This is a genomic window from Adonisia turfae CCMR0081 (assembly GCF_011009555.1).
In the GTDB taxonomy this organism is placed as follows: Bacteria; Cyanobacteriota; Cyanobacteriia; order Phormidesmidales; family Phormidesmidaceae; genus Leptothoe; species Leptothoe turfae.
On the sequence record NZ_QXHD01000004.1, the window covers coordinates 6,869,161 to 6,883,785 of the forward strand.

General features: G+C 48.4%; 10 protein-coding genes. 5 read left to right on the forward strand and 5 right to left on the reverse strand.

The window, feature by feature from the left end; all coding sequences use genetic code 11:
• A partial coding sequence (locus tag DXZ20_RS33190) for a BamA/TamA family outer membrane protein (RefSeq protein WP_163703702.1) occupies positions 1 to 988 on the forward strand: 988 nt, incomplete at its 5' end.
• Positions 989 to 1,101: 113 nt separating this feature from the next.
• Here the strand turns inward: DXZ20_RS33190 and DXZ20_RS33195 are convergent.
• Positions 1,102 to 2,079: a YbaY family lipoprotein gene (locus tag DXZ20_RS33195; protein WP_163702959.1), complete on the reverse strand. Its 978-nt coding sequence runs from the start codon at positions 2,077 to 2,079 to the stop codon at positions 1,102 to 1,104.
• Between the two features lie 820 nt (positions 2,080 to 2,899).
• Between DXZ20_RS33195 and ptsP the strand changes: the two genes are divergently transcribed.
• The 3 genes from ptsP to DXZ20_RS33210 all read left to right on the forward strand — a co-directional run bounded on the left by ptsP (position 2,900) and on the right by DXZ20_RS33210 (position 8,185).
• Positions 2,900 to 5,452 (forward strand): phosphoenolpyruvate--protein phosphotransferase, encoded by a 2,553-nt coding sequence (ptsP, locus tag DXZ20_RS33200; RefSeq protein ID WP_163702960.1) that lies wholly within the window; start codon positions 2,900 to 2,902, stop codon positions 5,450 to 5,452.
• 187 nt (positions 5,453 to 5,639) lie between these two features.
• The gene (ptsG, locus tag DXZ20_RS33205) at positions 5,640 to 7,529 is read left to right on the forward strand and encodes a glucose-specific PTS transporter subunit IIBC (protein WP_163702961.1); all 1,890 of its coding nucleotides are present in this window, start codon (positions 5,640 to 5,642) and stop codon (positions 7,527 to 7,529) included.
• Complete coding sequence (locus tag DXZ20_RS33210; RefSeq protein ID WP_163702962.1) at positions 7,529 to 8,185, forward strand: HAD family hydrolase; 657 nt, start codon at positions 7,529 to 7,531, stop codon at positions 8,183 to 8,185. The genes ptsG and DXZ20_RS33210 overlap by 1 nt, the downstream gene beginning before the upstream one ends.
• A 50-nt stretch (positions 8,186 to 8,235) precedes the next feature.
• Here the strand turns inward: DXZ20_RS33210 and DXZ20_RS33215 are convergent, their stop codons facing one another.
• From DXZ20_RS33215 to DXZ20_RS33230, 4 genes are all read right to left on the reverse strand, one after another.
• Entirely contained in the window at positions 8,236 to 8,934 is a 699-nt protein-coding gene (locus DXZ20_RS33215) for a 2,3-bisphosphoglycerate-dependent phosphoglycerate mutase (RefSeq protein ID WP_163702963.1), read from the reverse strand.
• Between the two features lie 47 nt (positions 8,935 to 8,981).
• On the reverse strand, positions 8,982 to 9,620 hold the full coding sequence (locus DXZ20_RS33220; RefSeq protein ID WP_163702964.1) for a histidine phosphatase family protein: 639 nt from the start codon (positions 9,618 to 9,620) through the stop codon (positions 8,982 to 8,984).
• On the reverse strand, positions 9,611 to 12,154 hold the full coding sequence (locus DXZ20_RS33225) for a glycogen/starch/alpha-glucan phosphorylase (RefSeq protein WP_163702965.1): 2,544 nt from the start codon (positions 12,152 to 12,154) through the stop codon (positions 9,611 to 9,613). Before DXZ20_RS33225 ends, DXZ20_RS33220 begins: the two co-directional genes overlap by 10 nt.
• Positions 12,155 to 12,697: 543 nt before the next feature.
• Positions 12,698 to 13,774, reverse strand: coding sequence for an AI-2E family transporter (locus DXZ20_RS33230; protein WP_163661696.1), 1,077 nt, complete (start codon positions 13,772 to 13,774; stop codon positions 12,698 to 12,700).
• A gap of 105 nt (positions 13,775 to 13,879) precedes the next feature.
• Here DXZ20_RS33230 and DXZ20_RS33235 point away from each other — a divergent pair, with 105 nt between their 5' ends.
• A complete protein-coding gene (locus DXZ20_RS33235) occupies positions 13,880 to 14,488 on the forward strand; it encodes a MarC family protein (RefSeq protein WP_163660411.1) in 609 nt (202 codons plus the stop codon).
• The last annotated feature ends 137 nt before the right edge of the window (positions 14,489 to 14,625 follow it).

Below are 14,625 nucleotides of genomic sequence, written 5' to 3' on the forward strand. Positions count from 1 at the left end.
GTTTACAAACATAGGTGGCAATAATCAAGCCCTGACTTTAGGTGTGGAAGGTGGTGAAAACACCTTGGGTGTGGATGTCGATTTTAGGCAATTTCTCAAAAATGGTTCAGGTTACGGCATCAACTTCGCCAACCAGCGGGGTGTGGAGCCTGAATTTACGGGAGGCGACAGAGAAGTGGAAACCCCCAGCGGTGATGAACCTTGGGTGCATCGCTTGGGTGGTGGCGTTGAGTATTTTCGTCCTCTAGCGTCTGATTTTGATGCGGCTTTAGGTATTTCTTATCAGCGCATTTCTGTGCGAGAGGATGCGTTTTCGGATGATATCGCCTCCGAAGATGAGTTGGGTAACGATCTCACCGTCAGCGATGATGGTCAAGATGATCTGTTAACAGTCAATTTTTCGGGTGTAATTGACCGTCGCAATAGTTCCAAAAATCCAACCAAGGGTTCTAGACTCTTGGTTGGGGCAGACCAATCCATTCCCATCGGGGACGCGGATATCCTATTTACCCGCCTCAGTGCAAACTATACTCAGTTTTTGCCTTTAAATCTTTTTGGTTTTACAGAGGGTCCCCGCACGTTAGTGCTTAATGTTCAAGGGGGTACTATCCTTGGGGATACGCCTCCCTATGATGCATTTAGCCTGGGTGGGTCTAGCTCTGTACGAGGCTATAGCTCCGGTGAGATTGGCACAGGGGAGAGTTTTGTTCAAGCCACCGCCGAATATCGTTTTCCCATGTTTTCCTTTAATGCATTCGACGATGATGTCGATGTTGGAGGAACCTTCTTTTTTGACTATGCCAGTGATTTAGGCAGTGGTGATGATGTTATTGGTGAACCCGCAGAGGCACGGGACAAACCCGGTGATGGCTTTGGCTATGGTCTTGGTATCAGGGCTTTGACATCCATTGGCGCAGTGCGTCTGGAGTTTGGCATCAATGATGAAGGCGATTCCGAGGTGATTTTTAATATTGGCGATCGGTTCTAGAGAACCATCAGGCTGAGACATTGGAATAGTTTCATGGCCAGGGCATCTGTTACAGGTGCCCTGGCGCTTTTTGGGGACTATCACCCAATGGGGTGACTACGCTCAACGGGTGACTATCGTCCATCGTCTCGACGCACTTGTGTGCCATCACTGTTGGTGCGGTAGATATAACTTTGGCCTGTGGCCGTATCAAGCACTTCTACTTCCCAACCTTCAGTTAATGCAGCCAGACAGCTTTCAGCGGGACCGCCCAGGCCTAGACAGCCGTCGGACCAGGTTTCACGGCTGTAACGGCTGACTTGGGGTGAAGCAGTTCCGAACTCCTGGCTGAGGGCTGTTGTCACGGCAGTTGCGATCGCATCAGGCAACTGTCCATCGGCCTCTGCGGGTTCAACGGGTTTATCCGTAGCTCCATCTAAAGCAGTCTCTTCAACCGGTTCAACCGTCAGGGCAACAGCTGAGGGAACCCCCTGGGTCATTAACAGACCATCACCGACCGTTTGCCAACGCACCTCATCTTGAACTAGAATTTGGGCCGTAAGGCCATATTGGTGGCTGGCTGTAAGATTGTTTGGATCATAGGATAGGTGAAATGGAATTGGCACCTGTTGACCAGTCGTCACAACGATGTTCTCGGCAACAATGGCGTCACTGTCGAGATCCACTAGCATTGTTTTAACAACAGAACCAGGTTCCAACCCGATGCGTGCCAGGTAGTTCACCGTACCGATGATGGAACCAGCATGAATAGTACCTCCTTCAGACTGATCTTCAGTTTGCACCGCACAGTCTCCTGCACCCGTATCAACGGTCAGGCGTAGGGTTGATCGCCCTTGCTGATTAGCATATTCAATGCCGTTGGGTACCACATTAATATCTGTTAGCGCGTCATTAAGCCAAACCTGATTGAGCTCACGGTTATAGGCGCGCATCAGCACCTGGTCATTGTTCTCATAAACCCTCACTGCCGTACCGCTGGTTTCGCACAGAATCATTGTCATCTCTTTCGCAACCGCTGGTTTATCGGTGAGGGCAACGGCGGCAGTAGCTGCAACAATTATCCCATAGCCAAATTTTCTTACGACTGTCATTGTTTCTCCCATATAGATACTCACCAATAAATTGTTCAGTTTTTAGGACGATCGTGGGGCCAGACTTAATTATCTATCTCACTGAATCTGTAAGTTTATACCATAGGCTAAATCGTTAACTGTCCCCCTATATAGCCACAGAAAACAACAGCTATACTAGTGAATTTACGATTTGACTATTTGTTATTGAAATGAAGGGTAATCTTGTGAATCCTCTCATATTACATGCTAAAAATATGAGTTTTCTCATGTTATGAATTGAAGCCGTTATTAATTGCAATAACGGTCATTTCTGACATCAAAACATCAACTTATTTATACTTTTTATACACCTGGCCATGGCCAGAATGTGAGTTGTATAAAAATAGGATAAGTTGCTTGCAGTCTGTTGACTGAGATCGATTCTTGCTTTGGAAAAAGCATGTTTTTCTCTAGTCTTATAGGGTGTAGCGTGCAATAGTTTTGCTTGTCTATCGTTTCAATAAATAGAAGTCTATGTATGATTAAGGGCTTTTATAGCAATGGTTTTAAGGTTTTTATAGGGACTTCTAAAACACGACATGTTTGCTGCAAATGTTCTTTGAAACCCCTGTCATAACGGAAAAAACAGGTTTCACCATAGGGCAACGCTACTGAAGAATGTATTGGCAAATACTAAAAAATAGTTAATAACACCGCTTTTTTGACCATCTTGCTTGCTTATTAATCCATAGGTACACCCAATAGGTATGTCCAATAAACACGCCCAACAAATACGTCTAACAAACACGTCCAACAGGTCACTATCCAGTTTTTAATGCTAAAGAGTATTAGCCATACCATGCCCCTAGACACACGCACTCCAGTTCAAACCATTCTGCGCTTAAACGCCCCCCTGTCCGGTTATTTAAGACCCATTGAGTCAGTACCTGATCCAGTCTTTGCCCAAAAGATGGTAGGCGATGGTATCTCGATTGACCCTATCTCTAACATTCTCAGAGCGCCTTGTGACGGTGAGATCATTCAGATTCATCCGTCTAACCATGCGGTTACCCTAAAAACGGCGGCTGGTGTCGAGATTTTAATGCATGTGGGATTGGATACGGTAGAACTACGGGGAGAAGGATTTTCTCCCCAGGTAAAACTGGGTGATCGGGTCACAGCAGGGTATCCTCTGTTGGAGTTTGATATTGATTATGTCGCTCTCCATGCTAAAAGTTTGTTGACTCAAATCGTTGTTACCAATCCTGAGCGCATTGCAGAATTTGTTTTCCAGCAAGGACGGGTAACGGCAGGGCAAGATATTTTCCTGGAGTTGGTGCTGGATGAGGACAGTCAAGAGCAGGCCGTAATCACTGGAGATATCGTCACGTCAGAGCCCATTGTTATCAGCAATCCCCAAGGGCTGCACGCCCGCCCGGCGGCAGTTTTGGTGAACCTGACTAAAAAATATCAGTCCCAGGTGTCTCTGCTGCGAAGTCGTGAACGCGCCAATGCAAAAAGTGTCGTAGCAATTATGGCAATGCAGGTGGCCTATGGAGACCGGGTTACCCTGGAGGCCAGGGGTGCGGATGCGAAGACCGCAATTACGGAACTCACTGAGGCAATAAAAGCCGGACTGGGGGAAGCTGGAGCCGCCCCGGCACCCGCTAGTATCGATCAGTCTGCCCTCAAAGCGCCGCCGCCCCAGCCCAAGTCTGATGACCCCAATATTATTTTGGCAGTGGCGGCTTCCTCAGGGCTAGCGGTAGGCAATACCTATCGGGTGCGTGAACAAACCCTGGCGATTGAAGAGGTGGGAGAATCCCCCAGTAAAGAACGACGAAAGTTGGAGGATGCGATCGCAAAAGCAGCCTTAGAAGTTGAATCCATCCGCGCCAAGGTCCACGGTCAGGGCAATCCGGGTAAAGCGGCTATCTTTGCCGCCCACCAAGAGATTTTGGATGATCCTGAGTTAATGGACATTGCCACCAGTGCCATCAATAAGGGTAAAAGTGCAAGTTTTGCCTGGCAACAAACCTACACAAACCAGGCAAATAAGCTAGCCCAGCTAAAAAACGAGTTATTGGCGGAGCGCGCCAATGACATTCGTGATGTGGGGATGCGAGTGTTACGGATTCTCACAGGCATCGAGGCCACAGAGATCAAGTATCCCCACAATACAATTCTGTTGGCTGAGGATCTCACCCCGTCTGACATGGCTACCCTAGATCGAGAGCGTGTGGTCGGATTTTGTACCCTGGCGGGTGGAGCCACTTCCCATGTGGCTATTTTGGCACGATCCATGGGTATTCCAGCCATTGCCGGTGTGGAACCCCAGGTTTTGGACTTGGCCGATGGGACCCCAGTGATTTTAGATGGCACAAGCGGCATCCTGCGGTTAAACGCCCCAGCTGCAGACATTGAGTACACCCAAACCCGCATTGCTAACCGCAAGGCCAAACAGGCCGCTGATCTGGAGAACGCGTTTGCACCGGCCATTACCCAGGATGGGCATCAAGTTGAGATTGTTGCTAACATCAGTAGCCTCAAAGATGCCGAGGAAGCTGTCTCTTTAGGGACTGAAGGTGTAGGTCTACTGCGCACCGAATTTATCTTTATGGGGCGACCCCAAGCCCCAACAGAAGATGAACAAACCGGCATTTACCGCAGTATTGCCGAAGTCTTGGGAGCCGATAAACCTATGATTATTCGCACCCTTGATGTTGGGGGTGACAAGCCTCTACCCTACCTGGCCATGGCCCCAGAAGAGAATCCCTTTCTAGGAGAACGAGGCATTCGTCTAGGGTTTGACCAACCTGAACTGCAGCGCACTCAGCTGCGGGCAATTTTGAGGGCAGCTTCTGCGGGCAAACTGCGGGTGATGTTTCCCATGATTGGCCGCATCGAAGAACTACGCATGGCCAAAGCCATGTTAGAAGAAGAACGCCAGGCCCTTAATTTGCCTCCCATTGAGGTGGGCATTATGATTGAAGTTCCCTCAGCCGCTGTCATGGCCGAGCAGTTTGCCAAGGAAGTCGATTTCTTCTCCGTGGGTACCAACGACCTCACCCAGTACACCCTGGCGATGGATCGAGGCCATCCAAAATTAGCTCCCTTGGTAGACGGTCTACATCCAGCGGTGTTGAGACTAATCGACCACGCAGTCAAAGGTGCAGGCCGCTATGGCAAATGGGTTGGCGTTTGTGGTGGCATTGGTAGCGATCCTCAAGCCGTGCCTCTCCTCATTGGTCTGGGCGTCAAAGAACTTAGCGTCAGCGTCTCGATGATTCCTACTATTAAGGCCCTGGTACGTTCTCTGAGCTTAGACCAATGTCAGAAACTGGCAGATCGGACATTGGGGTTAGAAACCGCCGCCGAAGTACGTAGTCTGGTGCCATTAGCCAATTCGTAGGGGCACTCCCTGGTGGATGCCCAAAACAAGACCATTAGCCAATTCATAGGGGTACTCCCTGGTGGATGCCCAAAACAAGACCATTACCAATTCATAGGGGCACTCCCTGGTGGATGCCCAAAACAAGACCATTACCAATTCGTAGGGGCACTCCCTGGTGGATGCCCAAAACAAGACTCCCAACCCCATGACAACAACAACAGCTCCTTCCCCTCTACCAAAACGACAACAATGGCGTGACCAAGCCTTTGGCCTCCTGCAAAAAATGGGAAAGGCCCTCATGCTACCCGTTTCGGTCCTACCCGTGGCCGGTATTTTGCTAGGTCTAGGTAGCGCTCGCCTGATTGAGATTCAGAAAATTCAAGAGGGTGTTTTAACAAGTGCCAAATTTGGCTGGCTACCTGCCCCCCTGGCGGAGATTATGAAAGCCTCAGGGGATGCCATTTTTGCCAATCTACCCATCCTGTTTGCCGTGGCCGTGGCCATTGGCTACACCGCCAACGATGGTGTCTCTGCCCTGGCTGCCATTGTCGGCTTTGTGGTGTTCCTGGCCTCTTTGGGAGTCTCCTCAATTCTGTTTGCCAACATTGACCCCAGCGTCCTCAAACCCATTATGGGGATTCCCTCTTTAGATACGGGGGTGTTTGGCGGTTTGATTATGGGCTGTGTGGCGGCCTATATGTTCAATCGATTTTTCCGGATTAAGCTGCCCCAATACCTGGGCTTCTTTGCGGGTAAACGATTTGTGCCGATTATTACTGCGATCGCAGCCATTGTCGTCGGCATCCTCATGAGTTTTGTTTGGCCGCCGATTGGTGGTGCCATTAACAGTTTTGCCAACGCCGCTGCGCAAGGGAACAACATTCCAATTACCGTCGCCATCTATGGCTTCATTGAGCGGTTGCTAATTCCCTTTGGCCTGCACCACGTTTGGAATGTCCCCTTCTTCTTCCAGATTGGCTCCTTTACCGATCCCATTACCAATGAGCTCGTTACGGGCGATATCAACCGCTTCTTCTCTGGGGACCCCACAGCCGGTATTCTCGGTGGAGCCTATTGGTTCAAAATGTTTGGTCTCCCAGCAGCGGCCATTGCCATGTGGCACTGTGCAAAGCCAAAAAGGCGCAAAGAAATTGGCGGCATCATGATTTCCGCAGCTTTGACCTCTTTTCTCACCGGCATTACTGAACCTATTGAATTTTCATTTGTCTTTATCGCTCCGGTTTTGTTTTTGCTCCATGCTGTTCTAGCGGGGTTTGCTGACTTACTGTTTGTTATCCTGGGCGGACGCATGGGCTTTACCTTTTCCCATGGGTTTATCGACTTCTTTCTCTTTAATGCCTTAGGCACCAAGGTATGGCTAATTATCGCCTTTGGCCCCCTGTTTGCTGCACTTTATTATTTCAGTTTCCGATTTGTGATCAAGCGTTTTAACTTGATTACCCCCGGTCGTGAAGAGGAAAACGAAGAACTGGCAAGCAACCTACCCCAGGATGCTGCCGCCATGTCTAAAGAATTAACCCTGGCGTTTGGTGGACGGAGCAATATCGAGAATTTAGATGCCTGTATTACCCGTCTGCGTATTGGTGTTAAAGACATGGGAAAAGTCAATATTGCTCGCCTCAAAGCCTTGGGGGCATCGGGGGTGCTACAGATAGGCAACAATGCCCAGGCAATTTTTGGTCCCCGTTCAGAAAATCTCAAAACAGATATGGTGGAATACCTAAAAACTGCTGGACCTGAGGCAGATGATGTAGGAGCCCCCATACCAGAAGAGTCGATGGCAGCCGCAACTACCATGGCTGAGGTGACAGCTGATCCCGCCGCTGCCGAAAAATCTCAAGCAATGGTTGCCGCCCTGGGAGGTGCAGACAACATTCGTATAGTAGATCCGGTGGCCATGACTCGATTGCGTGTGGAAATTACGACCCCTGATACTGTTAACGAAGCAGCCCTGCAAGCAGCGGGTGTTGAAGCCATAATGCGAGTTCAAGACCAAGTCTTGCATCTGATCGTAGGGCTAAACGCTGAGCAATATGCTGGGGAAATCAACAAACGTCTTGGAGTGAATGTTTAATGCCTAGACAACAAATGGCCTTCATCTTTGATATGGATGGCACCCTTGTTGATAATATGGCGTTTCATATGCAGGCTTGGCAAAAATTTCTGTCAAGCCTGGGTGTGGAAATGACGGAGGCTGAGGTCCAGCAGCAAACCCACGGCACCATTGAACAATGCATTCGCCGCATTTGTGGTGAAGAACTATCCGATGCTGCTGTTACGACCCTGGCCCATCAGAAAGAAGCCCTTTATCGAGAGCTGTATAAACCCCACCTTCAACCTATCACCGGACTCAGAGAATTTTTACAGATAGCTCAATCGCTTGAAATTACGATGGCGTTGGGAACGTCAGCAATGAAACCCAATATCGATTTAGTACTCGATGGCTTAGATATTGCAGCCTATTTCACTATCTGTGTTGGTGGCGACGATGTCACATTGGGTAAACCTCACCCTGAAACCTTTTTGACCATTGCCCAACAGCTCGATATTGCCCCAAGGTATTGTGTTGTTTTTGAAGACAGTGTGATTGGTATTGAAGCCGCTCAAAATGCAGGCATGAGAGCCGTTGCCTTAACAACGTCAGCGCCAGCATCTGCATTTACTGGTCAGTCAACGGTTGAATACATTATTCAAGATTATTCAGCATTGAACCCTAGACAATTGCTGTAGTCACTGGTACTAGCTATCCTTGTTCTTTATTTGAGAATATAATCGGCCCCTTATTTATCCAATATTTCTTTATCCAAGACCTTAGCGGTCCGGTCCAGTTCATACACAATCGGTACACCTGTGGCTAGTTCTAACTTGACCACCTCTTCTGATGAGAGATCGTCTAAGTACATTAAGATAGCCCTTAATGAATTGCCATGGGCTGAAATCAGCACGTTTTCCCCTTGTTTGATGTGGGTGAGAATACGGGTTTTAAAATAGGGGACCGACCGGCGCATGGTATCTTCTAAACTCTCACCTCCAGGGGGACGTACATCAAAAGAACGTCGCCAGCGTTGGACTTGCTCCACGCCAAACTTCTCTGCTGTTTCCGTCTTATTTAATCCTTGCAGGTCCCCATAGTAACGCTCGTCCAGGGCTGGGGTGGGGAAGATGGGCAACTCTTTTTTGAGATCAACATTGTAATGGTCCCAACCATGCCAATTAGGGTCATTAGCATCGTGCTTAAAAATGGGGGTCTTACCCCCACAAATATCGTCACATTCGGTTAAACAAATAACCGCTGTTTCCATAGCTCGAAACAGCAGGCTGGTGTAGCAGACATCCACGCGATGCTCACGGAGCTTACATGACGCAATGGTTGCTTCAGCCCGCCCCCGTTCACTTAGCGGGACATCAACCCAACCTGTAAATCGATTCTCTGCATTCCAAAGGCTTTGGCCGTGGCGCGTCAAAATGAGTTCAGGCATAGTAGTAATACCTCACTTATTTGTGTTCCAGATATGAACAAGAATAGTCATGTGCCCGCTCGATTACGCAATGCTTCAGGCAAATGGTGACGATCGCCCAAACGGGTCAGCATGGGGCCATAGCGACCAAAGGTAATGACGCTGATAGAGGCAACGGGCATTTCGATGCGATCGCGATATCGCCCCAGATCAATCCCCAATAGACTACAAATAATAATCCGAATGGTCGCCTTGTGAGACACCACTAGTACATTGCCCGTTTCGTAGGTCTCCTTAATCTCCGCAATCACAGTATTCGCCCGGCTCGCAATCTGGAGAGATGTCTCTCCCCCCGTGGGTGGATTCCAAGCCGGTTCAGTCATCCAGCGATTGTAGTCTGGGCCGTATAGCTGCTTAACCTCATCCTGGCTGCGATCTTCCCAAGCCCCATACTGCAACTCCTTAAGGCCCTCCCGCAGCTGCGGCGTCATCCCCAGGGCCTCACATAGCGGTTTGGCCGTCGCCATGGTGCGCTTCATCGGACTGGTAAATACTGCTGTCCAGTCCATGGCTCCATAGGCATCTGCAAATGCCTGGGCCATCTCCATCCCCGCTGGCGTTAGCTCTGGGTTAAGGGCACCACAATAGCCACCAGTCTGGCTGTGGGTTGTTTCACCATGGCGGAGCAAATAAATGCTTAAACCCATGATTGGTCTACCCGTAACCCAGCATCCGCTTGCACGTAATCCTTGAGGGTTAACGGCACCGGCTGCACCTGCCAGATAGTCTCCCCATAGTCACGAATGGACCGATCTGAGGAGAACTTACCCATACGGGCCGTATTTAGGATAGACATGTGAGTCCAGCGGTCAGTCTCAGCGTAGGCCTGGCTGACTTGGTCCTGGCAATCAACATAGGCTTGATAATCAGCACATAGAAGATAAGGATCTTGATACAGTAGATTATCAACTAGGGGCATAAACAAGTTTTGGTCGCCTCTAGAAAATACGCCAGAAGAAAGCTGGTGAATGATTTTTTGAAGGTTGGGGTTGCGATCGCAATATTCATTCGGTCTATAACCTTGGGCCTTCAGCGCCATCACCTCGTCTACCGTCAGACCAAACAAAAAGAAATTCTCTTCGCCAACCTCTTCACGGATCTCCACATTGGCCCCATCTAACGTACCAATGGTCAAAGCTCCATTCATCGAGAACTTCATATTGCCCGTTCCAGATGCCTCTTTGCCCGCCGTAGAAATCTGTTCTGAGAGATCGGCAGCAGGATACACAGGCTGACTATTGGTGACATTGTAGTCAGGTAAAAACACTACCTTTAGACGGCCCGCCACATCAGCATCGTTGTTGACCACCTCGCCCACAGAGGTAATCAACTTAATCATGAGCTTGGCCAAAAAGTAGCCCGGTGCCGCCTTGCCGCCAAAGATAAAGGTGCGGGGAACAATCTCTTGAGCCGGATTCTCCTTAATCCGGTTGTAGAGCGTAATAATGTGTAGCACATTCAAATGTTGTCGCTTATATTCGTGGATGCGCTTGACTTGAATGTCAAACATTGACGTAGGGTCCACCTCAATACCGGTCAAGTTGAGAATGCGCTGGGCCAATTGTTGTTTATTGGCCAACTTCACCTGTTGCCAGGCGGCACAAAACTCAGCATCGTTGACATACGCTTCTAGCTGCCTCAGCTCACCTAACTGTCGCACCCAGCTATGGCCAATTTTGCTGGTGATCAGGTCAGCAAGCTGGGGATTACTCAACACCATCCAACGGCGCGGCGTCACCCCGTTGGTGACGTTGGTGATTTTAGTGGGCCATAGCTCATGAAACTCTCTGAGTACGGTGCTTTTCACTAACTCACTGTGCAGTGCTGCCACCCCGTTAATGGCATAGCTACCCACTGACGCCAGGTTCGCCATCCGCACGTAGCGTTCTCCCGACTCATCAATTAAAGATAGAGCAGCTATTCTACCTACATCATTGGGAAATTGTTGTCGGACCTGCTCTAAAAACCGTTGATTAATCTCATAGATAATTTCTAAATGTCGGGGCAACAACCGACCAAACAATGACAATGACCATTTTTCCAACGCTTCTGGCAACAGCGTATGGTTGGTATAGGCAAAGGTCCTTTGGGTCACATACCATGCGGTATTCCAAGGCATGGCGTGTTCATCCACCAGTAAACGCATCAGTTCGGCAACGCCCACCGCCGGATGGGTATCATTCAGCTGAGCTGCAAACTTCTCATGGAAGGTTTCTAAACGATTGCCTTCTGCTAAGTGGATACGAATCATATCCTGCAGTGAACAGGACACAAAGAAATACTGCTGCTGCAGTCTCAGCTCCTTACCCTGAACCTGTTCATCGTTGGGGTAAAGTACCTTGGTCAGGTTTTCCGCCGCCGTCTTATCATCGACCGCACCATAGTAATCCCCCTGGTTGAAGCGTTGAAAATCAAACGATTCACTGGCTTCTGCTTTCCATAACCGCAGGGTATTGGCTGTGTTGACGTGGTAGCCCAAAATCGGTGTGTCGTAGGGAATGCCTTTGAGGGTATAGTTTGGCAACCAGCGCACGCACTGTTCCCCCTGGTCGTTGGCATAAAACTCAGTATGTCCGCCAAATTTTACCTCAACAGCGATATCGGCCTGTAAAATCTCCCATGGATTGCCGTACTGTAGCCATTTATCGGTAATTTCCACCTGCCAGCCATCGCGGATCTCCTGGTCAAAAATGCCAAACTCATAGCGAATACCATAGCCAATGGCAGGAATTTCCAAACTGGCCAAGGACTCCATATAACAAGCGGCTAACCGTCCGAGACCACCGTTACCTAAACCGGGTTCTTCCTCCTGCGCAATTAACTCATCTAGATCCAGACCTGACTCTGTCAACGCCCTTTGGATAGGCTCATAGATATCGAGATTGACCAAATTGTTACCCAGGTGAGGGCCAAGCAAAAACTCTGCTGAAAGATAGCAAACGATGCGGACATCTTGTTTGTCGTAGGCTTCGCGGGTTGCCAGCCATCGCTGTAGCAACCGATCTCGCACCGTATAGGCCAGGGCCATGTAGTAATCATTTTTTGTCGCGGTCCCTGGATACTTACCCTGGACGTAAAACAAGTTATCGGCCAGGGCACGCCGCAGCGTTTCTATGCTCAGCCCGGTGCGGTCGTCTTCTACGTCTACAGTAGGGCAAGCTGCAAGATTCTCAACTTTCATCAGTGTTTTACTCCCAGAACATACTTAGCGATATGATTATTCACCTGGCGAGGATGACTAGCCTGGAAACAGTATCGCTTTATGACGGGCTCACTTTGTGACGGGTTCACTTTGTTTTTATTATTTAAAGGAAACGGATTACAGACAATAAGGCTTCTGTACCATCTAATTTTAGCTAGATTACAATAAACTGTATAAATTCATCTGAGAACCGATGAAAACAATCAGAAAACAAAGGCATACACGGGCTCAAAATAGTGTTTTTAGTAGAGGTCTAGTATTTTGTGGCCCACTGTAAATAACTGTTTCATGACTAGGCCCAGGTCTTTACTATCGAGCATCTGAGCCAGGGAATAATGCAAATTGTTAACTTGATCAGTCCCATAAACATCTCTTAATTTAGAGAATTTATCGTAGTGGTTTTTTGATTAACGATTAAAATTCCTGCGGCTATGTTACCGGGGGATCTCTCTAGGAGAATATCACCTCAAAAGCTTTTCTAGTCGTGACTTTGCCAACACTCTGATTGGTGTTAAAACAAGCTCAAGTTTTTGTTACTGCACTGTGGCTTAACAGCTGAGTGTCAGGATTATCTGTACTGCGCAGCATATCCCCAATTCGCTTAACAAAGCTAGCTGTGGGTACGGCCAATAACAATCCCAAGAATCCAGCCACTTTTGCGCCTATTAGTACTGTAATTAGCACGACAGCTGGATTCACCCCCGTCATCCCACCAATTAAACGAGGGGCCACTACATTCTCATTGATCTGGCCCAAAATAATAGCGGCTACTAGCACCTTGAGCCCTAGCCATAGGCTTTGACAAGCAAGTAGCCCACTGACCAATAAAATGGTAATGGTGCCACCAAAGGGAATGACACTGGCAAGGCCGATAACTACGCCAAATAACAAACCGAAGGGAATCTGTAATAGTGTGAATGCCACCGATAACACTGCCCCTAGCAATAACGCAATAATCGATTGACCCGCAAAATAGTTTTGGAGGCTAGGTTGAAGGGCTGCCTGGATGCGATCGCGCCACACCATGGGCAACCAGCTAATCAAACCGCGCCATAGGTCAGGGCCAAAAATCACTAGCAAAATGCACAAAATTAGCGTAATCAGCAGATTGACGGTGCTGCTAATGGTCTCAACCGTCAGACTTATCAGCTGACTGGTTAAGGACTTTAATGCCGTTGATGTTTGTTGGATCAGTTGAGTCGAGAGATCGCTCAAATCCACCGGCAAGTTTTGCATGATGCTCTGATCATCAAGGAATTGAATCTGCTCTTCGATTTTGTTGAGCCAAACCGGCAGACGATTGGCAAATTCAACCAGCTGTTGAAAAATCAGAGGACCTAAAATCAAGCTAATGACACTGACTGCAACCAGTGCCGATATCAGCACCAACGTAATTGCCCAGCCCCTGCCCAGCCCCTTTTTTTCTAAAAAGACGATGGGAAACTCTAGCAAAAAGGCCAGTAGGCTCGCCAGAATCACGATGCTGGTAATGGGCTGAAAATATTGAAAGAGCAGAACTATCAGCCAACCATCTAGAAAAATGAGGGGTAAAATGAGTCCAAACTTGAGCCATCCTGGTAGTTTTTGCTCTAGCAACATATGGGGCACAATAGCTGGAGGTTACAATTAGTCATCATAGCGAACAGCTAATAAACCCTGAAGTAGTGTAGATATCTCACAGGTCTATAGTAACGATAGATTTCTATGCTTCAACATTTTCTTCAGGATGCGGTAACACTATTTGTTGTCATTGACCCGATTGGTCTAGTACCTATTTTTATTGCCATCACGCAAAGGGAGCCCCAGGTTAGCCGCAGACGTATTGCATTGCTTGGGGTAGGCATTTCAACGTTAATTTTGTTAGCGTTCCTTGTCGTTGGCCAATCTCTGTTAGCGGCTTTGGATATCAGCCTGCCAGCCTTCCGAACAGCCGGGGGCATTCTGTTATTAATTGTTGGCCTCCAGATGGTCCTACAGGATTCGGGAGGTCATTCAGCCTCCACGGATCCTGCGTCATCCATTGACCTGGCTGTATTTCCATTGGCAACGCCTCTGATTGCAGGGCCAGGGGGCATTATGTCAGTGGTGTTGTTGACTGACAATACAAAATTTGGCTTTATAGACCAGACAGTGACAGCATTGGCATTGCTGAGTGTACTGTTCATTACCTTTATCGCGTTGCTATGTGCAGACTTGATTCAAAAAGGTCTGGGACGAACGGGCGTTAATGTGGTTACTCGCATTTTAGGGCTATTACTGGCCGCCTTGGCCATGGAAACGATCTTGGCTGGTGTGAAAGGATACTTTGGATAACTGTCATAGCCTGGGATTTTGCTCAGCTGTTTGCTTAGCTGGTGGTGCGATCGCATCCTAATAAGTTGGCCAATAATGGGCTCCAACCTCCATTAGCTTCACCTACACTTGAAAAGAAGTTGCTTTAAACATTTTGC